Raw genomic sequence first — 23,351 nt, forward strand, 5'->3', positions numbered from 1 at the left:
TCACTCAGGTCTTGCGGATCTTCTCGACGATCGCGGTGGTCGAGCTGTTCTCCACCAGCCCCAGCACCTTCACCGTGCCGCCATAGGCCGCCACGATATCGGCGCCGACCACCTGGTCGATACCGTAGTCTCCGCCCTTGACCAGCACATCCGGCCGCACCTGGCTCAGCAGGTTCTCCGGAGTGCCCTCAGGGAAGCTGATCACCCAGTCCACCGCGCCGAGGCCGGCCAGTACCGCCATGCGTCGGTCAACACTGTTGATCGGCCGTCCAGGCCCTTTCAGGCGGCTGACCGAAGCATCGTCGTTGACCGCGACAATCAAGCGATCACCCTGGGCCCGGGCCTGCTCGAGGTAGGTCACGTGGCCGGCATGCAGGATGTCGAAGCAACCGTTGGTGAAGACGATCTTTTCCTTGTGCGCACGGGCATCGTCGATTGCCAGCAGCAGTTGGTCGAGGCTCAGCACGCCGCGCTCGGAGCCTTCCTCGCGTTGGATGGCGCGACGCAGTTCCGGCGCGCTGATGGAGGCGGTACCCAACTTGCCGACCACGATGCTCGCCGCCAGGTTAGCCAGGGCCACTGCGTGGGGCAGCTCTTCACCGGCCGCGATCGCCGCCGCCAGGGTCGAGATCACAGTGTCGCCGGCACCGGTGACGTCAAACACCTCACGCGCCCGCGCTGGCAAATGCAACGCCGCGTGATCGGGACGCAACAGGGTCATGCCGTGTTCGCCGCGCGTGACCAGCAAGGCGCCCAGTTCCAGGTCGTGCATCAACTGCGCGCCCTTGCTGACCAGCTCGTGCTCATCGGCGCAGCCGCCGACGATGGTTTCGAACTCGTTGAGATTCGGTGTGATCAGGCTCGCGCCGCGATAGACCGAGAAGTCCTTGCCTTTGGGGTCCGCCAGCACCGGGATGCCGCGGGCACGGGCGGCCTGGATCAGCGCCTGGTGATTCTTCAGGGCGCCTTTACCGTAGTCGGACAACACCAGGACCTTGATGCCTTCGAGCAGCGCGTCCACTTCCGCGCCCAGGGCCAGGGCGTCGGTGGCGAAGGGTTCTTCAAAGTCGATGCGCAGCAGCTGCTGGTGACGGCTCATGACCCGTAGCTTGACGATGGTCGGCTGATGCGCAATGCGCTGGAACAACGCCCGCACACCCGCCCCGCGCAGGCTATTGGCCAGGCTGTCGGCGGCTTCATCGTCACCGGTCACACCGACCAGGGAAGCCGGCGCGCCCAGGGCGGCGATGTTCAGGGCAACGTTGGCGGCACCGCCCGGGCGGTCCTCGATCTGCTCGACCTTGACCACCGGCACCGGCGCCTCAGGGGAAATCCGTGAGGTACCACCATGCCAGTAACGGTCGAGCATGACATCGCCGACCACCAAGACAGGGGCTTGATCGAATCGCGGCATGGACAACTTCATGGTGCAACCCACATACAAAATGAACAGGGGCGCGATATTAACACAGGGTTGGCGCCGTCAAGTTCTATGGCTTTAGCCTGGGTCTTGAAGTTTTTCAGCGGCTTACTTCTCGAGTAGAAGCTGCAACAGGCGGGCCGTGGCCTGATCGACCCCGACCCGGGCAGTATCAATTTCACAGTCCGCCTGCAGCGGCGCTTCGTAGGGGCTGTCCAAGCCGGTGAAATCCTTGATCTGCCCAGCCAACGCGGCTTTATACAGGCCTTTTGGATCACGCTCTGCACAGGTCGCAAGCGCCGTGCTGATGTACACCTCAAGAAACTCGCCAGGCGCGAACAAAGCGCGGGCTGTCTCACGATCGGCGCGAAATGGCGAAATGGCCGAGACGATGACCAACAGGCCGGCATCCACCATCAAGCGCGCCACTTCGGCCATGCGCCGGATATTTTCCTTGCGCGCCTCGGCACTCATCCCCAGATCGCTGCACAAGCCATGGCGCACGTTGTCGCCATCGAGGATAAAGGTGTGCCGCCCCAGTTGGTTGAGGCGCAGTTCCAGCAGATTGGCCAGGGTCGACTTGCCCGCACCGGACAGCCCGGTCAACCAGAGGCAGCATGGCTTCTGCTGCTTCAGGGCCGCTCGGGAAGCGCACGACAATGACAGCGCATAAGGGCGGATCTGCGGTTGTTCCATGGCAGCGAGCATCGGCTTATTCATAACCCAGCATCTCGTAGTCGCGCTCATAGACCCGACGCACCAGGCGCCGGGTACGCACTGAGCACAGGTCCCGCACAGAGCCATTGGCAGGCTGGCAGGAAGCGTTCAGCAGCGGCAGTCGCGAGTGGATGCCCAAGTGTTCGCATACCAGCTCGAAATCACGGGGCAAATGCTCCTGATAGCCGATGAAGTCCAGCGACATGTGCCCCAGGGAATCGGTGAGAAAGTCACTCTGCGGGGCGAAATGGATCTGCTTGCAGATGGTGTCCGATCGCAGCCAGCGCGCCACGAAGTCGTCGAAATCCCGATACTGGTTGACCAGGACCTGGGCCGGCTGGTCCCTGGGGTTGAGCCGATTGCTTCGCAGAAAGGTATAGGCCGAGTAGGCGCGCGCCAGAGGGTCACGGACGAAGGCGAACTTGAAACTGCTGGCAAACGCGCGCGGGAACTGTTGCTCGTACCAGTACAGCGGCAGATGCCCCGGGCTCCAGCCCCCGAACAAAGCGGAGCACACGCTGCTACCGGCACATTTGGGGACATGGATGTACAAGCAGGAGTGTTTGGTGAACGCCTTGGGAAAGCGTACATCGGCAGACATGGATTTATTCACTGCCTGGCGATCCACTACCGACAAGCGCCCCAACAGCAAGGTGCGCTGGGATTTGGGCAATAACTTCCACAAATAGCGTTGCAGCATTCCAGCCCCCACGCGGCGGGGATAGCCCCGTCGATCATTCGACTAATAGCGGGAAACCATAACAAGCACGGCGGGAGAAATTATTTAGGCTTGGTCAAGACAGTAAATATCCGGATACAAACCAGGCCCCATTGCCTTGCACAATGCGGGCCTGATTGGCAGTGGCCTGGCCACTGCCTTTTACCGGTCAGGCAATATCGTTATGAACGGGCTCTTCCAGCCCCATGGCGTGCAGTCGGGAGTAATAGCCGTTCTGCTCCAACAACTGCGTATGGGTGCCGCGCTCGACAATCTGCCCCTGATCCATGACCAGGATCAGGTCGGCCTTCTCGATGGTCGACAGGCGGTGTGCAATCACCAGGGTCGTACGGCCTTTCATGACCTTGTCCAGCGCAGCCTGGATATGCCGCTCGGATTCGGTATCCAGCGCAGACGTTGCCTCGTCGAGAATCAACAGCGGGGCATTTTTCAGCAGGGCCCGGGCAATGGCTAACCGCTGACGCTGACCACCAGACAGGAGCACACCGTTCTCTCCGACCTGGGTGTCCAGCCCCTGGGGCATTTGCGCGATGAAGTCCATCGCGTAGGCATCCTTGGCCGCCTTCTCGATATCCTCCCGCGGAGCTCCTGCCAGGTCGCCATAGGCGATGTTGTTGGCGATGGTGTCGTTGAACAGGGTCACATGCTGGGTCACTTGGGCCACATGTCGGCGCAGGTTGCGCAGGCGGTAGCTTTCGACCTCGACACCATCCAGCAGAATCTGCCCGATATCGTGGTGATAAAAGCGCGGAATAAGTGCAGCCAATGTGGATTTGCCACTACCGGAGCGCCCAACCAAGGCAATCATCTGTCCTGGATCGGCGCTGAAGCTGATATCACGCAACACTTCACGCTCGGTGCCCGGGTAGGTGAAGCTCAGGTTACGCACCTCCAGCCGCCCTTCGACACGCTCGAGCTCGACGGTGCCGGTGTCCGATTCAGGCTCGACATCCAGTTGCTCAAAGATGCTTTCCGCGCCAGCCACGCCCTTCTGAATGGTCGAGCTAACTTCCGACAACTGGCGGATGGGCTTGGGCAACAGGCCGGCAGCGGTGATGTAGGCCACCAAGTCACCCGCCGTGGCATCGCCACGCAGGAACAGCACCAGGAACATCAGAACCGCCATGGCCGAATAAATCACCAACTGCAGCATGGGCGTGTACACCGCGCCGGTCTTGGTCATGCGCAGCTGCTTATCGGTGTTGCTCTGGCTGGCCAAGGCGAAACGCTGCTGCTCATAGGCCTCGCCACCAAAGCTGCGAACCACGCGATAGCCCTGGATGGTTTCGGAGGCCACGTGGGTGACATCCCCCATGGCCACCTGGATTTTCTTGCTTTGCTTGCGGAATTTCTTGCTGGTGCTGCTGACCATGACCGCGATCAACGGCAGGATCGCGACCATCACCAGGGTCAACTGCCAGTTCATCCACAACAGGTAGACAAACAGGAACACCACGGTCAGGCCTTCGCGGATCACCACCTTGATGGCATCCGTTGCAGCACCGGTAACCATGGTCACGTTGAAGGTGATGCGGGAAATCAGGTGTCCGGAGTTGTGGGTGTCAAAGTACCGATTGGGCAGGACCAGCAACTTGTTGAACAGCTCGACCCGCAGATCATGCACCAGCCCTAGGGACACCTTGGCCAGGTAGAAGTTACCCAGAAACGAACCCAGCCCCTGCCATGCGGCGATCAGGACGATCAGCATCGGCACGGCCTGCAGCAGTTGCAGATCACGCAGGTAAGGAACGTTTGGAAAGAGTACGGCCTCGGGGTTGCTCAAGCCGTCGACAAAGTACTTGAGGATTCCCGCCAGCATCGGCTGCGTCGATGCGAAAATGACAAAACCCAGGATACTGAGCGCGAACATCCCCGCATAGGGACGGACGTACGACAGCAATCGCAGGTAAATCTTCAGGCTCGACGCCGCAGGCGAATCAGGGGTAGTCATGAGAAGCCGTTGAATGAGAAATGAGCCCGCAACTATAACACAGGCCATTTTAGTCGATGAGCTACGGTACCATGTACCTTGACCCCGCCTGCTGTTGTTGAACTCTGGAGTATTGATGCAAGCGCTTGACCATAATCACTACCTCACTTTGCGCGAAGCAGCTGAAGTCCTCGAAGCCGACGGTTCTGGCGATAAGGTGCTGCGGTTGACGGATGGCTCGATACTCAAACTGTTCCGGCGCAAGCGCCTCCTGACTTCGGCGGCCTGGTATCCCTATGCAAAGCGATTCGCCGATAACTGCACACGCTTGAAGCAACGCCAGATACCGTGCCCCAGCATCCGCCAGGTTTACCGGATCTCAAGCATTCAAAGGGATGCCGTGCATTATGATCCACTGCCGGGCCAGACCCTGCGTCAGTTGCTGGATGATGGCCTGCGCGGTGATGCACTGAGGGCGCAACTGGGCAGGTTCATCGCGATACTCCACGAGCGCGGCATTTACTTTCGCTCTGCGCACCTGGGCAATATCGTGCTGACACCTGAAGGGCAGTTGGGGCTGATCGACATTGCCGACCTGAAAGTCTTTTCCCGCCCATTGCGCAAGGCCTTGCGCCTGCGCAACTTCAAACACATGTTGCGTTACAAGCAAGATCGGGAGTGGTTGCTGGATAACCACGGCGGGGTGTTTATAGAGCACTACGCCGCGGCGCAAAGCACGTGCTCGATAAGCGAATTGAATACCGAACTGCATAAAAACTGAACACCACCCGCCAGCGCCTCAGCGCTGGCGGGGGCAAAGCCTTACCCGCGCTGCAACTGCCGCGCTTGCGAGACACGTCCCAGGATCAATGCCGCGGGCATCAACACCAGCGGCCACAGCTCATCCGGACTGTGGACCAAAATACTGCCATCAAAGTTGAGCATCACCAGCGCACAGGCGAGGAACATGCCCCAGGCATCGCGCAGGCGCCAGGCCGCCAGAAGACTTGTCAGCATCAACACCACAAACAGCAACAAGGCCGGAGCCCCCGTGTAAACACCCAGGGCCACGAAGATATTGTGTGGGTGCTGGATCGGCATAAACCCGTCCAACAATTGCTCAGTGTGGAAGCCAACGCCGCAGCCCAAGGTCCAGCCGCAGTTTCTCCACTCGCCGACCATGACGTTGAAGATCTCGACCCGGTAAGAGTCTCCACGGTTCCACAGCGAGATGTACCAGGCTTCGTTATGCACGCCCCAGACCACCAGGCCCAGGACCAAGGCTCCCACCAGGAGAATGCTACCGACAACCTTCGGCCGCAGATAAAGGCCATACAGCACCCAAAGCCCGAATAGAAATGCAGCCCCCACCAGAGCGGTCCGGGTCTGCAGAACAAAGGTCACGGCAATCACCGACAGCAGCACTGCGGCAGTGGCCTCAATCCAACGCTTGGTCTTGACCCAGTATGGCAAGGCCAGGGCCAGGGCACAGAACAACCAGATGCTGGCGTAAATCACGTTTATCAGCCGGGCTGGCAACAAGGCCACTCGACTGCCAAAGGGGAATTGCCCTGTGCTCCAGCTGTATATCGCGCTCAGGTAAATGTAGAGAATCAGAATCCAGAACTGGGCCCGGATAAACTCTTTGCTTCTGAAAAAATCAGGGCTTACCAGGCTGGCAACGATAAAGACAAACGATAAGACGTAGACAATGGGTTTATAGAACTCCATCGCCCCAAATACCGTGGCCGAAACAGCAAACCAGAGCATAAACACCAGCCAAAGCCAGGCCAATGGCTCTTTGAGTACCTTGAGGCCGTGACCTTTTAGCAGGAAGAACAACCCTGGCAGGGCAATCAGCCCGTAAAACACGTTATTGGTCGATTTTGACGACCAACCAACGACAAAGCTCAACAGAAACAGACATAACATCGCACTGAAGTAAGTGGTCACTCTGCTTAACTTCACGCCATTAAATTCCATGTAGCAACCACCCTATCGCCATACCTAAAATTAAAGTTGCCATGAGCTTTACGCGGTCTCGACGCTTGCGCCGTAGCTTGTTCGAACGCTCTTCAGGAACCACCACATGCTCACCAAACCCGGTGTGCAGAACCGCATCATTCTCCAGAATCAACGCATAACGATTTTCCTGGGCGTACAGCCGGGACAAATCCTTCTCCCCGGAAAACGCCGCATACGGCGCATGCAGCAGGTAGTCGGCACGCCGGCGCAACCCTGGGTTGAAGGAGAACCCCTGCCAATCGGCTTTATGCGAGCCCAGCACATAGAACGCAATTCCATGTGCCACCTTGCGCTCATTCAAGAAGACATAGGGGCTGTGCACCGCCAAGTCGTGATGGGCACTGCGCAGCCAGACCTGCAAGGCCTGAGGGTCGTCTTCCAGCAACTGCTGAGACTCTTCGATAAAACCTTCGCGGTAGAAGTCCCAGTCGTCTTCGCAATGGAAAATCCACGGGGTATCAATCTGCCCATAGGCCAGATCGATCGAGCGCAACTGGCCCAATCGCGGATTGTTGACGAGAAAAACCGTGTGAGGCCTCCAATGCTCGGGAATGCACTCTTCGACGGCCCGATCACCCGAGTCCTCAGTAATGAACACTTTGCGAATAGGCGCAGTATTGAAGCGATCAAATGTCTCGAGCGTTCGCTTGAGCAAGTCGAAACGCCCGCAACTGGTCACCATCACCGAGATATCGCTACTCTCACTGAACAGCATGTATGTGCACCGCCTTATTAAGGGTGGAGTAGCCGCCAGTTCTTAGAAACCTAACGACAGACGTAGTTTTTCTTTCCAGCTCAGCGGTGCGCGCTCACGCAGCGGGGCGCTCATGGCCTCGACTACGGCGTGCCCGAGAGCCCTGAAACTGTAACGTTGTTCGACCAGAGTCTGGCCGGCCTGGGCGATTGCCAGACTCAAGGCGGCAGAGGCGCGCAGCGTTTGCAGCCTGCTCCTGAGCTCTTCCCGAGTGCGGTACAACACGATGTTCTGCATATCGACAAAACCCAGCGCACGGTTTTCTTCTTCGCCCTGGTCATAGGCCAGGAGTACACAACCACAGGCCATCGCCTCGAAGTTCTTGATCATGTACTCGCCCATGTCGACATCGGCACTGACGAAATAGCGAATACGACTCAAGGTCTCGCAGTATTCCTCACCCGACTTGGTCCGGGTGATCAGCAGGTTCTCCACCTCGGCCACCGACTCCAGCATGGCTTTTCGCCCGGCATAGGCCACGCTGTTGAGGCTGCCGACAAACCCGAGTTCGATATCCCGCTCCCGCCCGCGATTCTGCAACAGCGCCTGATCGTAGCCCTTGGGCACGAAGTGCGCGTCGAAGCCCTCCTGGCGCAAGCGTTCGCTGACCATGAACCCGGAACTGATGACCCTGGCCCAAGGCAGCTTGCGGTAATGGGCGCTGAATTTTCCGGTGTACTTGCAGGGGATATAGTTCTGATAGGCGTCATGCTCGAGAATAACCAGGTTGGGCAGGGTCTGTATGAACCTGACCTGTCTGATCTCTTTCTTGAAGCGCAGGAAAAAAACGATGCGGTCGTAACGCGAGACATCCACATGCTCGCGGAAATACTTGCGCAGATTGTCTTGTTCAGCGCTGGTCAGCTCGCGCATATCGCACTCGCAACGCTCAGCGATCCCGTCGTAGAACCGGTCGAGAATGGCACGCTGTTCTTTCTGCACCAGAAACAGGACTTTCAAGGGTTGTCTCTCTTACTGAGGTTCTCGTCGACCCAGAACAATTCGTGCTGCCGAACCGCCTTGCGAAAGAACTCGTTATCACCGAAAGCAGGCCACCGGCGCGCGGCGAGGTAGCGCTGGATAATGCGCCGCAACGTGCGCTTGAAAGGGGGCGCGGGCTGCAAGTCGTGCATCATGCCCAAGGACATAGCCTTGTGCCACTGTTGCTGGTCTGAAACGGGCAGCGCCCAAGGCCGCAACGGCCCCTGGCTGGCGAGTTGTGGCGGCAAGGCTACGCCACTGCCAGCGGCGCCCATAGGCCAGCGGTCGTTATCATGCAGGTGGTTGGCATAGTGCAACAGTGATTGCGGCTGCCAGGAACTGCGGGTAAGGGCCTGCATCAGCGCCTGTTGGGCACAGATGTGATCGGGATGAGGATCGAAGCGCGGGTGCGGCAAGACGACCACCTGCGGCTCGATGCGCTCGATCAGCTCGACCAGATCAGCCACCAGGTTGTCCCATGACGCTATGCCATCAGCGTCACTGCCCAGGGCAAAGGCATTAAAACGCCGGAAGTACCGGGTATCGCTCAAGTCTGCCTCTCGCGAAGGCACGGCAACGCTCGGCGCTGCCTGCATCTGCGGCAACTGCAGGCAGAAATAGCCCAGTTGCACACAACGCTCCTGGGGCACGCCCGCCCACAACGGCACGCTGATGCTGTCCCACGCCCGCAACGAGCCTTTCAATCGCGCGGCGGCGACTCGATCCAGGCCCATTGCCTGATAATGCTCAGCCTCAATTTCACCCGCCGTGAGGGTGACCACCCAGCTTTCCTCGGCGCTGCTGTACAGGCCAAAAGCCGCAAGCTCGGCGTCATCGGCATGGGGCGCTATCACCAGTAAGCGCTGCGCTCGGTAATCCGGGTGACGCACGACTGACAGCTCTACTGCCTCGGCAACTTTACAGAAACGCCCCTGGAGCTGGAGCCGACCGCCAAGCAGTGCCTCATGTTGACCTGTCAGATTGAGGTAGCGAATACCGCGGGTGCCACGCTCGAAATCCTGCTGATCGGCCGTTCCGCCCAGAATCTTTACTCCGGGATCGAGAAACCGCCCGCACCAGGATGCGCGGATGCGCACCTTCAACATCAAGGTATCGCCAGCCCCCAGCGACAAGGTCCCGGGCAGGCTCAAGCGGCCTGCCACCAGCGTCAGCGCCAGTTGCTCATCGGCGGCGAGCTGATAGTCGTAATCATCGCTGGGGGAATAGAACAAGTGATCGGCAAACCACGCCTCATGGGCCACCCAGGCCAGGACAGCCAGCAGCAACGGCAGCCACCAGACCACAAGCACGCCAACAGCCAGCAACACCAACAGGCCGATCATCAGACCGATACGCTTGTTGCGCCGATGGCGTTTGAGCAGTTGCTGTTTGCGACTCATGGGCTGGCTCATACCTGGAAGACCGGTACAGGATTGCACCAACGGTCCTTGTATTCACGGTCGGCGCGCCCGAAGGAAAAACGCAGCGGCTTGCCGAGCGCACGCGCGTGCTCCCAGGCACTTTGCGTATTGAGGAAACTCAGCACGCTGCCCGGACTGAACTCGCGGGTTTGCGGATCGACGCCACCATTGACGTACTCGACACTGATCCACTCCGGCGCTTCCACCCGATAGACCAGCTGGATGGCAATCGGCGCATCGTTGAGAAAAATCACCGACCCCATCAATAGCTCGCCCAGCAACTCGATGACCTGCGCCATGTGCTCTGCGCCGGTGGCAACAAAGCCCCAGCGCCGCTTGAACAGATCGCAGTAGATGGCGGCCAGTTCGGCACTGGAAAACTCTCCGACCGGGCGCACCACGCCACCCGCCTCTTCCAGCAGCCGCAGCTCACGGCGCTGGTTGTAGCGAAATTTCTTCGACAGCTCTTCCGGCGTGCGCGCCATGGCCAATTGCTCGGCCTGGGGCTTGAGTGCCGTGAATCGGCCTTCGTTGAGTGCCGACAAGTAACGCCCACGATGACGCAAGACCGCCCCGGCCTCAGGCGCGGCAGGCAGAATCAGTTCGGCATTGCCGAGGTCGAACAAGCCTTTTTTGCCGGCCCGCTTGAGCACATCCTTGGACAGCGCCAAGTCGCGCCCCCAGGTCGGGATAGCGGCTGTCAGCTCGCCGTCCTGCTCCCAGGCAAGGTAGCGCACCGGAATTTTCGCCAGGTCCGCAAGACGCTCAACCACCAGAGGATGGGTCGCGACGCTGCCCCCAAAACGCTGCCAGGCCGTAGCATAGGCAGGCGCGTCGATGACTGACCAACCGCGCTCGCGCCAGCCTTGAAATCGGTTAAGCATCAGCCCCTCGCGGTCAGGTCGGTGACGGATGGCAAACGCCAGAATGCATCGCGCACGGCCTGATCCGAAAAACGCTCACGCAAGCGATCAAGCATCAGCTCGGCACATTGCAGGCGCTGCTTGGGTTCCATCGCGGCCAGATGCTTCAGGCCCTGGGCCATGTGCTCGGCATCGCCCAGTGGAAACAGAATACCCACGCCCTCGACCACTTCGCTGGCGCCACCGCAAGCCGTAGCCAACAGCGGTACGCCGGCCGCCATGGCTTCGAGCAGCACCATGCCGAAGGGCTCATGATCGGAACTCAGGGCAAACACATCGAACGCCCGGAAGTAGCGACGGCCTTGCGCCACCTGTCCGAGAAACAGCACCCGCTCGCCAATCCCCAGCTCAAGAGCCAGGGCCTTGAGGTCCGATTCCAGCCGACCGCTGCCCATGATTGCCAGCTGGCTGTTCTCGGGCAGCCCCGGCAAGGCCAGCGCGAAACCACGCAACAACGTCGCCTGGTCTTTATCCGGGTGCAGGCGACCCACATTGCCGACAATCCAGGCATTGGCGGACAGCCCCAGCTCTTGGCGGGCTTCGACCGCGTCCAACTGAGACGCCTGCAAGGCGTCTATATCAATGCGGTTGTAGAGGGTCTGAATACGTGAGGGCGACCAATTCGGCAAGCAGCGACGAATGTCATCGCGCACGGCATCGGACACACCGAGCAGGCTCAAGCGCTGGCGAAAGATCCGCGCGAACAGCTTGCGGCTGCAGCGCTGATAGTCGCCAAACGCGTGGTGCACGCCAATCACCGGCAAGCGGCTGCCCAGCAGCGCGATGTAGATCGGCTTGAAACGATGGGCGATACAGAAACTGAAATTGCGCGAGGCGACGATTTTGCGCAAATCGGCGATCGCCCCCAGTTTCAGGCCACGGATACTCTTGGAGCTGCGCTCCATGAACAGCACTTCATCGGAAGCACAGCCAGCAGCGACTTCCGCATCCGCGGCACCGGTCAAAAAGACCGTGGTCACCCGATAGCCGCGCCCCACGAACAGGCTGGCGTACTGCCGGGCGCAGTCCAGAAAAGGCCCGTCATATCCGTGACAGAACTGCAGCACATGGCGCTCAGCCGAGCGAGTCATAAGCATCCGCGCCGTCTTTGACCACCAAAATATCTTCCATGATCAGGTACTGCAGGTCGGAGCCGAAGAACATGTTCAGCGCGTCGGTCGGCGAGCAGATCATCGGTTCGCCACGACGGTTGAGCGAGGTATTCAGGGAAACGCCGTTGCCGGTCAGGACTTCCAGGGCCTTCATCATGTCGTAGTAGCGCGGGTTGTATTCGCGCTTGAGCACCTGGGCGCGGGAGGTGCCGTCTTCATGGACGACTTCCGGCACGCGGGTTTTCCACTCTTCAGCCACTTCGAAGGTGAAGGTCATGAACGGCGCCGGGTGATCGACCTTGATCATCTGTGGAGCCACGGTGTCGAGCATCGACGGGCAGAAAGGCCTCCAGCGCTCGCGGAACTTGATCTGGTGGTTGATGCGGTCGGCCACGCCGGTGGCGCTTGGGCAACCAATGATCGAGCGACCGCCCAAGGCGCGCGGGCCGAACTCCATGCGGCCCTGGAACCAGGCCACCGGGTTGCCGTCGACCATGATCTTGGCGATTTTTTCCGGCATGTCTTCGAGCTTGCGCCACACCGGCTTGCTCGGATGACGGGCGCAAGCGGCGATCACGTCTTCGTTGCTGTAGGACGGGCCGAGATAGACGTGTTCCATCTTCTCCACCGGTACGCCACGGGCGTGGGAAACGTAGGCCGCCGCGCCGACTGCGGTCCCGGCGTCGCCGGAGGCCGGCTGCACGAACAGTTCCTTGACGTCGTCGCGAGCGATGATTTTCTGGTTCAGCTTGACGTTCAACGCACAGCCGCCAGCGAAGGCCAGCTTGCCGGTTTCCTTGAGCACATCGCCCAGGTAGTAGTCGATCATCTGCAGCGAGAGTTTCTCGAACAGCGCTTGCATGCTGGCCGCGTAGTGGATGTACGGTTCGTCGGCGATGTCGCCTTCGCGCTTGGGACCCAGCCACTCGATGAGTTTTGGCGAGAAGTAGAAGCCCTTGCCCTTCTCTTTATAGCGACGCAGGCCAATGACGTTGGCGTAGTCGGTGTTGATCACCAACTGGCCGTTTTCAAAGCTGGCCAGACGCGAGAAATCGTACTTGCTGGCATCGCCGTAAGGCGCCATGCCCATGACCTTGAACTCGCCGTCGAGCATCTCGAAACCGAGGAACTCGGTGATCGCGCCGTACAGGCCACCCAGGGAGTCCGGGTCGTAGAATTCCTTGATCTTGTGGATCTTGCCGTTTTCGCCGTAGCCGAAGAAGGTGGTGGCGTACTCACCCTTGCCGTCGATCCCGAGGATCGCGGTTTTCTCCTGGAAGCCCGAGCAGTGGTAGGCGCTGGAGGCGTGGGCCAGGTGATGCTCGACCGGCTCGATCTTGATTTTCTTCGGATCGAAACCCAGTTGCTCGAGGCACCAGACGATCTTGTTGCGATAGCGTTTGTAGCGGCGGTTGCCCATCAGGATCGCGTCGAGGGCGCGGTCCGGGGCGTACCAGTAACGCTTGGCGTAGTGCCAGCGGGCCTCGCCGAACAAGCTGATGGGGGCGAACGGAATCGCCACCACGTCAACGTCGGAAGGCTTGATCCCGGCCTGTTCCAGGCAGAACTTCGCCGATTCGTAGGGCATGCGGTTCTTTGCATGTTTGTCGCGCACGAAGCGCTCTTCTTCAGCGGCCGCAATCAGTTTGCCGTCGATGTACAGGGCTGCTGAAGGATCATGGCTAAGGGCGCCGGACAGGCCAAGAATCGTCAATGCCACAGGGGTCTAGCCTCGTTTAGTCTGCGTGCAGGCGCGATGCGCCTTGAGAAAATGTGTGCTCGCAAAAGGGCGAGAAACAACTAAAGGGCGGGATTATAACGTAAAAGCGGCGGCAAGCCTCTAGCGGCAAACGGCCGGCGATTGAGGCGACTTTTGCCGATATTCAGGCCCTGCGACAGCCTGCGAAGGCCATGACGGCCTTTTTTATGGCGCGAGCCGGACGTCTATCTGAAACAGCGCTACCATCGCCAACCCGGCCCGCCGCTTGCGACTGAATGTCGCAGACGCCTGCCAGGCGCTCCACACTGGGTAAACTCGCGCCCCTTTGCTCGCCCCGACAGGGCGACCCGCTTTCCGGAATTCGACTCACCCCATGAAAAAAGCCGCTCCTGCCCGCCTCGTCCCGCTGTTGCCGGGCCTGCTCCTTGGCCTCAGTGGTGCCAGCCTCGCCGCACCAGCGCCCCTGGAACTCGACCCCAGCGTCGTCACGGGCTCACGCAGCGCCACCCAGAGCTTCGACCTGCCCTACTCGGTGGACAGCGTCAGCCAGCAACAGATCAGTAACGGCCAGCTCGGCATCAACGCCTCCGAAGCCCTGTCACGGGTGCCGGGGCTGGTGGTGCAGAACCGCCAGAACTATGCCCAGGACCTGCAGATTTCCTCCCGCGGCTTCGGTGCGCGCTCGGCCTTCGGCGTGCGCGGCATCAAGCTGCTGGCCGACGGCATTCCGGCCAGCACTCCGGACGGCCAGGGCCAGGCGGCAACCTTCAACCTCGACACCGCCGAGCGCATCGAAGTGCTGCGCGGCCCGGCGGCGACCCTGTATGGCAGCAATGCCGGCGGGGTGATCCAGATGTTCTCCCGTGATGGCGAAGGTCCACCACGGATCGGCGCCGAAACCCTGATCGGCAGCGACGGCCTGAGCAAGAATCACCTGAGCGCCGAAGGTGCGGTCGACGGCGCAGGCTTTGTGCTAGACGCCTCGCGCATGGACACCGATGGTTACCGCGACCACAGCGCCGCGCGGCGCGACCAGACCTTCGCCAAGGTCAACTTCAAGCCCGACGACGACAGCAAGATGGCGCTGATTTTCAGCAGCCTGGAGCAGAACGGCACCCAGGACCCGTTGGGGCAGACCTGGGCGGCCTATAAGGCCGATCCACGTTCGGTGACTGCCAACGCCTTGAGCTACAACACGCGTAAAAGCATCGATCATCAGCAATTGGGGATGAATTACGAGCGCTATTTCGGCGATGCGACCTTGCAGGTCAATGCTTATACGGGACGGCGGAGTGTGATTCAGTACCTGTCGATTCCCAAGGGAACGCCAGCCAACGAACGCGGCGGCGGCGTGGTGCAGTTCGACCGCAAGTTCTATGGCGCCGGCGTGCGCTGGCTGCAACCGGTGGATGGGGTGCCCGGCGAGCTGACCCTGATCGGCGGCCTGGACTATGACCAGAGCCAGGATGACCGCAACGGCTACCGGAACTACAGCGGCAACCAGTTGGGCGTCAAAGGCGAGTTGCGCCGCGATGAAGTCGACACAGCCCGCAGCCTCGACCCTTACTTGCAGGCCAACTGGGCCATCGGTCGCTGGACCCTGCAAGCCGGCGTGCGCCACAGCACCATGGAGTTGGATGTCGACGATCACTTCCTGAGCAATGGCGACGCCAGCGGTACAAAGCGCTACCAGAAGACCACCCCGTCGCTGAGTGCGATGTATGCCTTCACCGATGACCTGCATGGTTATGTCAGCGCCGGCAAAGGTTTCGAAACCCCGACCCAGGCCGAACTGGCCTATGCCCCGGGAGGCAGCGAGGGCTTCAACTTCGGTCTCAAGCCTTCCGAGAGCAAGCAGTACGAAGTCGGCCTGAAGGCTCGGCTTAACAGCGACACGCGAGTGAATGCCGCAGTGTTCCAGATCACCACCGAAGACGAGTTGGTGGTGGCGGAATCCAATCAAGGCCGTACCAGCTACCAAAACGCCGGCCGCACCCTGCGCCGCGGATTCGAGCTGGGTATCGAGAGCCAGCTCAGCGAACAATGGAGCACCAACCTCGCCTACACCCGCCTGCAAGCCACCTACGACAGCGACTTCACCAGCGGCAGCGGCGCCACGCAAAAACACATCGACAAGGGCAACTACCTGCCCGGCGTACCGCAGACCACGCTGTTCGCCGAGCTGAACTGGAAGCCGCGGGACTGGGTCAGCACCGCCCTTGAAGGCCTGTACCGCAGCAAGGTCTACGTCGAAGACAGCAACCAGGACAAGGCCGCGCCGGGCTACAGCGTGTTCAATTGGCGCACGCGCTTCGAGCAGAAGGTCGAGCACTGGACCTTCCACCAGACCCTGCGCCTGGACAACCTGCTGGATCGGCAGTACGTCGGTTCGGTGATCGTTGGCGACGGCAACGGACGCTATTACGAAGCCGCACCGGGGCGCTCGTGGTATGCCGGAGCAGGCGCCGAGTATCGGTTTTGATCTGATGGGTACGCAGGCTGGCCGTGATGGGTCAGATACGACGCCGGCGCCCGCGAGGGACAGCGCAGCCTCGTACCTCGGCAGCGGCTACAGGGCGGTTTTGGGTAGGCGTTGATCGATGAGTTGGTACAGGGCGCTGGTTTCCGGCCAGTTGCGCATGAAGCGCGCCCGGTCGCGGGCGTAGGCCGGGGCGAAGCTGCTCAGGCTTGAGTGCTGGCACATGGAATCGAGGTCGATCAGGGCCCAGCGATCCTCCTGCCAGAACAGGTTGTGCCCCTTGAAGTCGCCATGGCTGATGCGCTCCTTGAGCAACTCGGCGAACAACGCCTCCAGCGCCACCAGCTCGGATTCCGGCGCCGCGCCGCTTTCGACGAAAGGCGCAAAACGCTCGATGATGTCCGGCCCCGGCAAATACTCGGTGATCAGGTAGGCGCGGCTGCGCAACCACAGGAAGCGTTTCTCCAACACCGCCAGCGGCTTGGGTGTGGCGATCCCCAGGAACGCCAGGCGATTGCCCTCGCGCCAGGAATGCCAGGCCCGGCTCGGGCGCCAGAAGCGCTTGAACCAGTGGGCCAGCCCTTTGATGTTGTAGCGCTTGACCACCAGGCTGCGACCCGCAACGTCGACCCGACCGACACTGGCGGCGCCTCCGGTCTTGTACAGGTGCCCCTGGTCGAGCAGTTGATCGGCCTGCTCCAGCACCGGCAGCATCGCGGCCTCTTCTTCGCGGCGGATCGCGCGCAAGGCAAAGGGCCCGCGCTGCACGCTGAACAGGCTGCACTCGCGCCCGACCTTGTTCAGGAAATCCTTCAGGCGCCAGCTGCGCACCTTGCTCACCTGCTTCTGCAACATCTCCAGGGGCAAGGCGTGCTCGGGATTGGCCAGCAGGTAATGCACCAGCAACTCTTCGGTGAAGGGCTCCAGGCTCTTGGGCAACTGGGCGAAGAACACTCCAAGGTTTTCCAGGACCTTTTGCCGAGACAACGGCTGCCCGGCGTGCTCCACGCAGATACCCGCGCCGTCGATCAAATACAGCTTGTCGTCATGGCGCAGCAGGTTGTCCAAGTGCAGGTCTTCCTGCCACAGGCCCTTGGCATGCAGTTCGGCAATCGCAGCCAACGCCTGCCCCAGTACATCCAACTGCGGATCCGCCAGCACCGGCAACGCCGCGACCTGCTCCCAGGCATCGCCCAGGCTGTGGGCGCCTTCGAGAAACTCGAACAACAACCAGCCGCCCTCGCCCTCTTGCAAGCCATCGGCGAGCAACAGCGGCGTGGTCAGGCCCTGCTCGGCCAGCAGGCGCACCCCTTGCAGCTCGCGCTGAAAGTGCCGGGCCGCCTTATTGCCCACCAGCAGCTTGGCCAGCACCGTGCGCCCGCGCCAGACGCCGGCGCCGACATAACGCTGCCCGGGCAGCACCCGCAGCAGGCTGAGCAATTGCAACTGGGCCGGGCCGGCGGCGTCCGCCAGTTCCAGGCTCAGGGGCAAGCGCGGGGTGCGCCCGGCGTTTTTCAATTCAGACAACCGCATCAGCGCGCCCTCTTGTGACTGCTGCGCGCGGTCAGGCGCTGAACCCAGGTTTGCACCAGCGAACTGTCCACCGCCTGGTCCAGGTACGCTGCGAGCAAGCTACGCACCTCATCCACGCTCCAGACAGACGCCCGGCGCAACAGGGGTTCAAGGTCCTTGACCCGATCGCGCTGCCCAAACAGCAACGGCCGGGTCTTTTCCAGGTCGATCAATTGCGCCTGGTAACCGTCGCCGGTGGCGTGCAGGAAAATATGCTTGGGGTAGAAACAGCCATGCACCTGGCGCAGGCCGTGCAGTTGCCGCGCCAGCAGGCCGCACGCCCGCAGGATCGCCTGATGCTGCGCGACGCTGAGCTGCTCCCACTGCTGCAACAGCGAGTCCAGGTCATTCCAGCCGTCCAGCGCCCGGGTCAGCAGGATGGCCCGGGTCTCGCCGGCCACCTTGCGCTCACCGAAGAACGTCGCCTGCAGGGCCGGGATACCCAGTTGCCGGTAGCGACTGATATTGCGGAACTCGCGGGCAAAGCTCGGCTCGCCAAAAGGGCGATGCAGGGTCCGGGTCAGGTAATTGCTCTGGCGCTTGAGGTAAAAGCCCCGACCTTCCAGATCCAGCCGATAGACGCTGCTCCAGCCACCTCGATTGGTGTTGGGCTCATCCACCGCCTCCAGCTGCTTGGCCCACAGCGCATCAAAATCGCCCAAGCCGTGGCGCTCCAGCAGGGCACGGTCTTCAGCCGCCAGGAAGTCAGTCATTCGCGTCCCTCGAAGAATCTCACCACGTGGCGAATCCGTTGCTTGTCCGCCTCACTCAGTCGACTGCTTTCGCGGTACTGCAAGTAGAAGCGCAGGCGCTGGGTGGCCGACAGGTGATACTTGGCCACCTTATCCAGACACGCCAGGTCCTTGGTAATTCGATATTTGAGCCAGAAACCGCGCCAGAAGTCGCCGTTCGGGCAGTCGATCAGGTACAGCGTGGCCTGATCATCCACCAGCAGGTTGCGCCACTTCAGGTCGTTATGGGTGAAGCGCTGATCGTGCATGGTCCGGGTGTAGCCCGCCAACTGCCGGCTGATGCCATCGACCCAGGCCCGATCCGCCAGGCGCGGGTCCTTGCGCTCGGCCAGGGCCGACAGGTCTTCGGTCTGCGGCAACTCGCGGGTGATCATCGCCCCGCGGTCGTAGGCCAGGCCACGACGCTCCAGGCCCCAGGCCACAACTTCGGCAGTGGGGATGCCCCACTTGGCAAAGCGCTTGAGGTTCTGCCATTCGGACTTGACCCGTGGCTTGCCCAGGTAGCGCCGCAGGTTCTTGCCGGCGCCGCTGTAGCGTTTGACGTAATAGTTGACGCCCTTGAGCTCGACACGGATGACCTCGGACAGCGGGTCCCGGGTCAGGCGCTCGCCCTGCAGGGCGAACACCGCCTCAAGACTGCCAAAACTCTGCGCCAGATCCTCGTAGCCAGGTTCCAGATTCCAACCCGCCATCAGAGCGCATCTCCGTACCGCTGCTTACGTGCGTAGAGCTTGTTGGCCTTGCCTTCGAGCCAGGCCAGCAGCGCCGCTTCTTCGGCCAGGATCTGGCGCAGCGGCTGCTGGAAATAGCCCTTGAGAAAACGCAGCTTGTCGCGCCGGGTCAGGCCGATGTCCAACGCCGAAAAGTACAGCGCGGCCAGGTCCTTGTCGCGCCAGCGCCGGGTAATGGCGTCGCGGGTCTGGGCCCGGTGCAGGTCGATCACCGAGAGCTTGAAGTCATCGGCGGTCACCGGTTTGTCGGTGTGCAGCAGGAAGTGGCAGATGTAGCAGTCGCGGTGGTTGACCCCGGCGCGGTGCATCATCCCGGTCATGCGCGCCACTTCGGCGATCAGCGCGCGCTTGAGCCGGGGCTCGGGCGGCTGCTTGACCCAGTCGAGGCTGAAGTCTTCGAGGCTGACGGTGGGCGCCAGCTCCTCGGTGACGATGAACGAATGCTGATCCGCCGGGTTGCTGCCGCGCTCGCCATAGGCGACGGCGGTCATGGTCGGCACTCCAGCCTGCTGCAGACGCTGGATGGCCTGCCATTCCTGGCCGGCGCCGAGCACCGGCAGCTTGGCGGTGAGCAGGTTCTTGAAGATCTCGCCCCAGCCGATGCCGCGATGGATTTTTACAAAGAAACCGTGACCGGCGACTTCCGTGCGCAAGGTGCGCCGGGCTTCCAGTTCACGATAAACCTGGCCGTCCAGACGCTCGACTTCGGCGAACGCATCGCGCCCGGCCCAAAGGCTCTTGAACGGTTCGGCAAGAATCAACTTCATCAGTGTTGCTCCGCCAGAATCACATCCGCAGCGTGCTGCGGCATGCTATAGAGGTCGGCCGTCTCGGCGAACGCCAGGCCGTTACGGCTCCAGGTCGCTCGTGCAGCGTCGTCGGTCAACATGGTGTTCAGGTATTGATTGAGTTGCGCCTGCTCCAGCGGCTCATCCAGCACCAGGCCGCTGTCGGCCTCGGCGATGTAATGGGCATAACCGCAGACGGCGCTGACCAGCACCGGCAGCCCGGCCACCAGGGCCTCGAGCAATACAGTGCCGGTGTTTTCGTTGTACGCCGGGTGGATCAACAGGTCGGCGCCCAACAGGAAGCGCGGAATATCGCTGCGCCCCTTGAGGAACTGCACATGCTCGCCCAAGCCCAATGCAGCACTCTGCAATTGGAATACCTTGGGGTCGTCCTGGCCAATTACAAACATCCGGGTGCGTTTCTTCAGGGCCGGGGGCAGCGCGGCCAGGGCCTTGAGGCTGCGATCGACGCCCTTGGTCTTGAACCCGGAGCCGATCTGCACCAACAGCAAGTCATCGTCGGCCAGGCCGAACTCGCGGCGGAACTCGGTGCGGATTTCAGGCGCATTGGGCGGCGCCCGGCGGTCCTGGGCAATGCCCGGCGGCAGCAGGTGGAAACGCGCCAGCGGGGTGTCGTAATGCTTGATGAACAGCGGCTGCTGGACTTCGGAAATCATCAGGATTTCAGTCTTGGCATCCTTGGCGAAGACCGCGCGCTCGTACTCGGCGAAATGCCGGTAGCGGCCCCAGCGACGATAGAACGAGTTGCGCAGGTTCTGCGCCTTGTCTTCAAAACAGCCGTCGGCGGCGTAGTACACGTCCAGCCCCGGCATTTTGTTGAAACCGATCAGGCGATCCACCGGGCGCTGGGCCAGGTCGGCTTCCATCCAGGCGCTGAGTTTCTCGTTGCGCCGATGGTTGAAGATGGCCTTGACCGGCGCTACCAGCACTTCGAAACCCGGTGGAATATCACCTTCCCAGATCAGCGTGTAGACGCGGATCTGATGCCCACGGCTCTGGCACTCAAGGGCAATGCGCATGAAGTCGCGTTGCAGGCCGCCAAAGGGGAAGTATTTGTAAAGGACAAAAGCCAGTTGCATCAGCGCAGCTCCTCAGCCAGTAACAACCTGCTCAGCCGGCTGGCGACACGCTCAGGATTCAGGCGAGTGAAGCACAGCGGCCACTCGCGTTTCAGGTCAAACCGGCGCTGGTCTTGGGGCGTCGGCTGGTAGGTGCATTTTTTCTGCAGGCAGGGTGCGCAAGGAAAGTCGCTGCCCATGTGGACCTGCACCTTGCCATAGGCCCCGGTCAGGCCCGGATTGGTCGGGCCGAACAGGGAGATGGTCGGCACATCCAGCGCCGCGGCCAGGTGGCCAAGACCGGTATCCACCGCCACGCAGGCCTGGGCCTGGACCAGCACCTTGGCCACTCCGGCCAGGTTCAGCTTCGGCAGCACCGTGACATTTTTCAGGCCGCTGGCAATGCGCTCCGCACGCTCCTTCTCGGCCACATTGCCCCACGGCAGGCGGACCTCGACCCCAAGGTTGCCCATGCGCTCGCACAGCTCGCGCCAGTAGGCTTCGGGCCAGTGCTTGGTGTCCCAGGTGGTGCCGTGCAGAAACAACACGAACGGATTCTTGCGCGGCAGCTCCACCAGTTTTTCCTGGTTCAGGCCGTAGTCACCCAGGCCCTGGGGCAGGTCGTAGCCCAGGGCCACGGCAAACAGCTGGCGCACCCGCTCCACCGCGTGCTGCCCACGGGCCACCGCCAGGCGCCGCGAATAAAAGCGCGCCGCCAGCGGCTCACGCGCCGAGTCTTTATCCAGGCCGGCGACCGGGGCGCGCACGTAACGGGTCAACCAGGCGCTTTTGAGCAGGCCCTGGGCGTCGATCACCAGGTCGTATTTGGTCGAACGCACGCTTTGCTTGAAGCGTTTCCACTCGCCGCTCTTGATGGTCTGCCAGATGTTCTTGCGCCAGCGGCGGATCGCCACCGGAATCACCTTGCCCACCGCCGGGTGCCAGGTGGGAATCTCGGCAAAACCTTCTTCCACCACCCAATCGAACGTGATCCCGGGAATCGCCCGTGCGGCATCGGTCAGCGCCGGCAACGCGTGGATCACATCACCCAGGGAGGAAGTCTTGATCAACAGTACCCGCAACTTACTGGACCTCGACCGCAGTGCCCTGCAAGCGCTGCAAGGCTTCGTTCACCGGCTGCGGCAGGAGCTGGCGCAGGCAGTTGTAATGGCCGAAACGGCACGTGCGGTCAAAGCAGGGGCTGCATTCGAGGCCCAGGCGCACGATTTCGACTTTCTCCGCCAGCGGCGGTGTAAAACCCGGCGACGTGGAACCGTACACCGCCACCAGCGGGCGATTCAGGGCGGCGGCCACGTGCATCAGGCCGGAGTCGTTGGACACCACCGAGTCGGCGCAGGACAGCAGATCGATGGCTTCGGCCAGGGAGGTGCCGCCGCTGAGGTTGTATGACTCTTCACGCAGGCCCGGAATCAAGCGGGCGCGAATCTCTTCACCCACGCCATGGTCGTTCTTCGAACCGAACAGCCAGACCTGCCAGCCCTCGCGGATCTTGGTTTCGGCCACTTTGGCGTAATGCTCGGACGGCCAGCGCTTGGATTCACCAAACTCGGCACCCGGGCACAAGGCCAATACCGGGCGATCGAGGCTCAGGCCGAACTTGGCCAGGGCGGCATCGCGGCTTTGCGGTTCGATGCGCAGGCTCGGGCGCGGGTAAGGCGTCGGCAGCTCGGCGCCAGGCGCGTAGGCCAGGGCCATAAAGCGCTCGATCATCAGCGGGTAGCGTTCTTTATCCATCTTCCGCACATCGTTGAGCAGGCCATAGCGGAACTCGCCACGCCAACCGGTGCGCTGGGGGATGCCGGCGAAAAACGGCACCAGGGCCGACTTCAGGGAATTGGGCAGCAGGATCGCCTGGTCGTACTGGCCGGCCAGGGATTTGCCGATGCGCCGACGGGTGGCCAATTCCAGCGCGCCGTGGCCGAGCGGGAAGCTCAAGGCCTGGCGCACTTCGGGCATGCGCTCCAGGATCGGGCGGCTCCACTCGGGGGCCAGCACGTCGATCTCGCATTGCGGATGGCGCTGCTTCAGGCACTGAAACAGCGTCTGTGCCATCACCATGTCACCGACCCAACTGGGCCCAACGATCAGAATATTCATGTGGTTTCCAAAAACGAACCGGGGAGGCTTCCGCCTCCCCGCCTCGAGAATCCAGCACCCGCGGCCTTCACCGCCAGTTGATTTACGACC

General features: G+C 61.5%; 20 protein-coding genes. 2 read left to right on the plus strand and 18 right to left on the minus strand.

What is annotated here, in order from left to right; genetic code table 11:
- Nucleotides 1-4 precede the first annotated feature (4 nt).
- The 4 genes from hldE to msbA form a co-directional block, all read right to left on the minus strand.
- A complete protein-coding gene (gene hldE, locus AC19YX_RS10620) occupies nucleotides 5-1,426 on the minus strand; it encodes a bifunctional D-glycero-beta-D-manno-heptose-7-phosphate kinase/D-glycero-beta-D-manno-heptose 1-phosphate adenylyltransferase HldE (protein WP_078469527.1) in 1,422 nt (473 codons plus the stop codon).
- 102 nt (nucleotides 1,427-1,528) lie between these two features.
- On the minus strand, nucleotides 1,529-2,140 hold the full coding sequence (gene cysC / locus AC19YX_RS10625) for an adenylyl-sulfate kinase (RefSeq protein ID WP_500606215.1): 612 nt from the start codon (nucleotides 2,138-2,140) through the stop codon (nucleotides 1,529-1,531).
- Nucleotides 2,133-2,837, minus strand: a complete 705-nt coding sequence (locus tag AC19YX_RS10630; protein ID WP_500606216.1) for a sulfotransferase family 2 domain-containing protein — start codon at nucleotides 2,835-2,837, stop codon at nucleotides 2,133-2,135. Before AC19YX_RS10630 ends, cysC begins: the two co-directional genes overlap by 8 nt.
- A 187-nt stretch (nucleotides 2,838-3,024) precedes the next feature.
- Nucleotides 3,025-4,827 carry a lipid A export permease/ATP-binding protein MsbA gene (msbA, locus tag AC19YX_RS10635; RefSeq protein WP_078469524.1) on the minus strand — a complete coding sequence of 601 codons (1,803 nt, stop codon included), beginning with the start codon at nucleotides 4,825-4,827 and terminating at the stop codon, nucleotides 3,025-3,027.
- 115 nt (nucleotides 4,828-4,942) lie between these two features.
- On the opposite strand from msbA, the gene AC19YX_RS10640 reads away from it, so the two are divergent.
- Nucleotides 4,943-5,587, plus strand: coding sequence for a BUD32 family EKC/KEOPS complex subunit (locus AC19YX_RS10640; protein WP_500606217.1), 645 nt, complete (start codon nucleotides 4,943-4,945; stop codon nucleotides 5,585-5,587).
- A 41-nt stretch (nucleotides 5,588-5,628) separates the two neighbouring features.
- Here the strand turns inward: AC19YX_RS10640 and AC19YX_RS10645 are convergent, their stop codons facing one another.
- The 7 genes from AC19YX_RS10645 to AC19YX_RS10675 are packed head-to-tail and all read right to left on the minus strand — an operon-like array spanning nucleotide 5,629 to nucleotide 13,742.
- Nucleotides 5,629-6,789: an O-antigen ligase family protein gene (locus AC19YX_RS10645; RefSeq protein WP_078469522.1), complete on the minus strand. Its 1,161-nt coding sequence runs from the start codon at nucleotides 6,787-6,789 to the stop codon at nucleotides 5,629-5,631.
- Nucleotides 6,779-7,546, minus strand: coding sequence for a glycosyltransferase family 2 protein (locus AC19YX_RS10650; protein WP_500606218.1), 768 nt, complete (start codon nucleotides 7,544-7,546; stop codon nucleotides 6,779-6,781). The genes AC19YX_RS10645 and AC19YX_RS10650 overlap by 11 nt, the downstream gene beginning before the upstream one ends.
- Nucleotides 7,547-7,588: 42 nt before the next feature.
- Nucleotides 7,589-8,545 carry a glycosyltransferase family protein gene (locus tag AC19YX_RS10655; protein ID WP_500606219.1) on the minus strand — a complete coding sequence of 319 codons (957 nt, stop codon included), beginning with the start codon at nucleotides 8,543-8,545 and terminating at the stop codon, nucleotides 7,589-7,591.
- On the minus strand, nucleotides 8,542-9,966 hold the full coding sequence (locus AC19YX_RS10660) for a PIG-L deacetylase family protein (RefSeq protein WP_078469692.1): 1,425 nt from the start codon (nucleotides 9,964-9,966) through the stop codon (nucleotides 8,542-8,544). The genes AC19YX_RS10655 and AC19YX_RS10660 overlap by 4 nt, the downstream gene beginning before the upstream one ends.
- A gap of 8 nt (nucleotides 9,967-9,974) precedes the next feature.
- Nucleotides 9,975-10,871 (minus strand): antimicrobial resistance protein Mig-14, encoded by an 897-nt coding sequence (locus AC19YX_RS10665; protein ID WP_078469519.1) that lies wholly within the window; start codon nucleotides 10,869-10,871, stop codon nucleotides 9,975-9,977.
- Nucleotides 10,871-12,001, minus strand: a complete 1,131-nt coding sequence (locus tag AC19YX_RS10670; RefSeq protein WP_078469518.1) for a glycosyltransferase — start codon at nucleotides 11,999-12,001, stop codon at nucleotides 10,871-10,873. The genes AC19YX_RS10665 and AC19YX_RS10670 overlap by 1 nt, the downstream gene beginning before the upstream one ends.
- A complete protein-coding gene (locus tag AC19YX_RS10675; RefSeq protein WP_020298928.1) occupies nucleotides 11,985-13,742 on the minus strand; it encodes a carbamoyltransferase family protein in 1,758 nt (585 codons plus the stop codon). Before AC19YX_RS10675 ends, AC19YX_RS10670 begins: the two co-directional genes overlap by 17 nt.
- A 373-nt stretch (nucleotides 13,743-14,115) precedes the next feature.
- Between AC19YX_RS10675 and AC19YX_RS10680 the strand changes: the two genes are divergently transcribed.
- Entirely contained in the window at nucleotides 14,116-16,224 is a 2,109-nt protein-coding gene (locus tag AC19YX_RS10680) for a TonB-dependent receptor family protein (RefSeq protein WP_500606220.1), read from the plus strand.
- An 87-nt stretch (nucleotides 16,225-16,311) separates the two neighbouring features.
- Here AC19YX_RS10680 and AC19YX_RS10685 read toward each other — a convergent pair whose 3' ends face one another.
- From AC19YX_RS10685 to waaF, 7 genes are read right to left on the minus strand one after another with little or no spacing between them, the layout of a single operon-like run.
- The gene (locus AC19YX_RS10685; RefSeq protein ID WP_500606221.1) at nucleotides 16,312-17,754 is read right to left on the minus strand and encodes a lipopolysaccharide kinase InaA family protein; all 1,443 of its coding nucleotides are present in this window, start codon (nucleotides 17,752-17,754) and stop codon (nucleotides 16,312-16,314) included.
- Complete coding sequence (locus AC19YX_RS10690; protein ID WP_500606222.1) at nucleotides 17,754-18,506, minus strand: lipopolysaccharide kinase InaA family protein; 753 nt, start codon at nucleotides 18,504-18,506, stop codon at nucleotides 17,754-17,756. Before AC19YX_RS10690 ends, AC19YX_RS10685 begins: the two co-directional genes overlap by 1 nt.
- Nucleotides 18,503-19,237: a lipopolysaccharide kinase InaA family protein gene (locus tag AC19YX_RS10695; RefSeq protein WP_500606223.1), complete on the minus strand. Its 735-nt coding sequence runs from the start codon at nucleotides 19,235-19,237 to the stop codon at nucleotides 18,503-18,505. The genes AC19YX_RS10690 and AC19YX_RS10695 overlap by 4 nt, the downstream gene beginning before the upstream one ends.
- The gene (gene rfaP / locus AC19YX_RS10700; RefSeq protein ID WP_078469512.1) at nucleotides 19,237-20,043 is read right to left on the minus strand and encodes a lipopolysaccharide core heptose(I) kinase RfaP; all 807 of its coding nucleotides are present in this window, start codon (nucleotides 20,041-20,043) and stop codon (nucleotides 19,237-19,239) included. Before rfaP ends, AC19YX_RS10695 begins: the two co-directional genes overlap by 1 nt.
- Nucleotides 20,043-21,164 carry a glycosyltransferase family 4 protein gene (locus AC19YX_RS10705; protein WP_500606224.1) on the minus strand — a complete coding sequence of 374 codons (1,122 nt, stop codon included), beginning with the start codon at nucleotides 21,162-21,164 and terminating at the stop codon, nucleotides 20,043-20,045. The genes rfaP and AC19YX_RS10705 overlap by 1 nt, the downstream gene beginning before the upstream one ends.
- Nucleotides 21,164-22,225, minus strand: coding sequence for a lipopolysaccharide heptosyltransferase I (gene waaC, locus AC19YX_RS10710; RefSeq protein ID WP_500606225.1), 1,062 nt, complete (start codon nucleotides 22,223-22,225; stop codon nucleotides 21,164-21,166). The genes AC19YX_RS10705 and waaC overlap by 1 nt, the downstream gene beginning before the upstream one ends.
- A gap of 1 nt (nucleotide 22,226) precedes the next feature.
- Nucleotides 22,227-23,261 (minus strand): lipopolysaccharide heptosyltransferase II, encoded by a 1,035-nt coding sequence (waaF, locus tag AC19YX_RS10715; RefSeq protein WP_500606226.1) that lies wholly within the window; start codon nucleotides 23,259-23,261, stop codon nucleotides 22,227-22,229.
- Between the last annotated feature and the right edge of the window lie 90 nt (nucleotides 23,262-23,351).

This window comes from Pseudomonas sp. MF09150 (assembly GCF_059862355.1).

Bases quoted from the DNA above. Each gene is read 5' to 3' on its own strand.
- hldE (WP_078469527.1), bottom strand. From the start codon at position 1,426: ATGAAGTTGTCCATGCCGCGATTCGATCAAGCCCCTGTCTTGGTGGTC.
- cysC (WP_500606215.1), bottom strand. From the start codon at position 2,140: ATGAATAAGCCGATGCTCGCTGCCATGGAACAACCGCAGATCCGCCCT.
- AC19YX_RS10630 (WP_500606216.1), bottom strand. From the start codon at position 2,837: ATGCTGCAACGCTATTTGTGGAAGTTATTGCCCAAATCCCAGCGCACC.
- msbA (WP_078469524.1), bottom strand. From the start codon at position 4,827: ATGACTACCCCTGATTCGCCTGCGGCGTCGAGCCTGAAGATTTACCTG.
- AC19YX_RS10640 (WP_500606217.1), top strand. From the start codon at position 4,943: ATGCAAGCGCTTGACCATAATCACTACCTCACTTTGCGCGAAGCAGCT.
- AC19YX_RS10645 (WP_078469522.1), bottom strand. From the start codon at position 6,789: ATGGAATTTAATGGCGTGAAGTTAAGCAGAGTGACCACTTACTTCAGT.
- AC19YX_RS10650 (WP_500606218.1), bottom strand. From the start codon at position 7,546: ATGCTGTTCAGTGAGAGTAGCGATATCTCGGTGATGGTGACCAGTTGC.
- AC19YX_RS10660 (WP_078469692.1), bottom strand. From the start codon at position 9,966: ATGAGTCGCAAACAGCAACTGCTCAAACGCCATCGGCGCAACAAGCGT.
- AC19YX_RS10665 (WP_078469519.1), bottom strand. From the start codon at position 10,871: ATGCTTAACCGATTTCAAGGCTGGCGCGAGCGCGGTTGGTCAGTCATC.
- AC19YX_RS10670 (WP_078469518.1), bottom strand. From the start codon at position 12,001: ATGACTCGCTCGGCTGAGCGCCATGTGCTGCAGTTCTGTCACGGATAT.
- AC19YX_RS10680 (WP_500606220.1), top strand. From the start codon at position 14,116: ATGAAAAAAGCCGCTCCTGCCCGCCTCGTCCCGCTGTTGCCGGGCCTG.
- AC19YX_RS10685 (WP_500606221.1), bottom strand. From the start codon at position 17,754: ATGCGGTTGTCTGAATTGAAAAACGCCGGGCGCACCCCGCGCTTGCCC.
- AC19YX_RS10690 (WP_500606222.1), bottom strand. From the start codon at position 18,506: ATGACTGACTTCCTGGCGGCTGAAGACCGTGCCCTGCTGGAGCGCCAC.
- AC19YX_RS10695 (WP_500606223.1), bottom strand. From the start codon at position 19,237: ATGGCGGGTTGGAATCTGGAACCTGGCTACGAGGATCTGGCGCAGAGT.
- rfaP (WP_078469512.1), bottom strand. From the start codon at position 20,043: ATGAAGTTGATTCTTGCCGAACCGTTCAAGAGCCTTTGGGCCGGGCGC.
- AC19YX_RS10705 (WP_500606224.1), bottom strand. From the start codon at position 21,164: ATGCAACTGGCTTTTGTCCTTTACAAATACTTCCCCTTTGGCGGCCTG.
- waaF (WP_500606226.1), bottom strand. From the start codon at position 23,261: ATGAATATTCTGATCGTTGGGCCCAGTTGGGTCGGTGACATGGTGATG.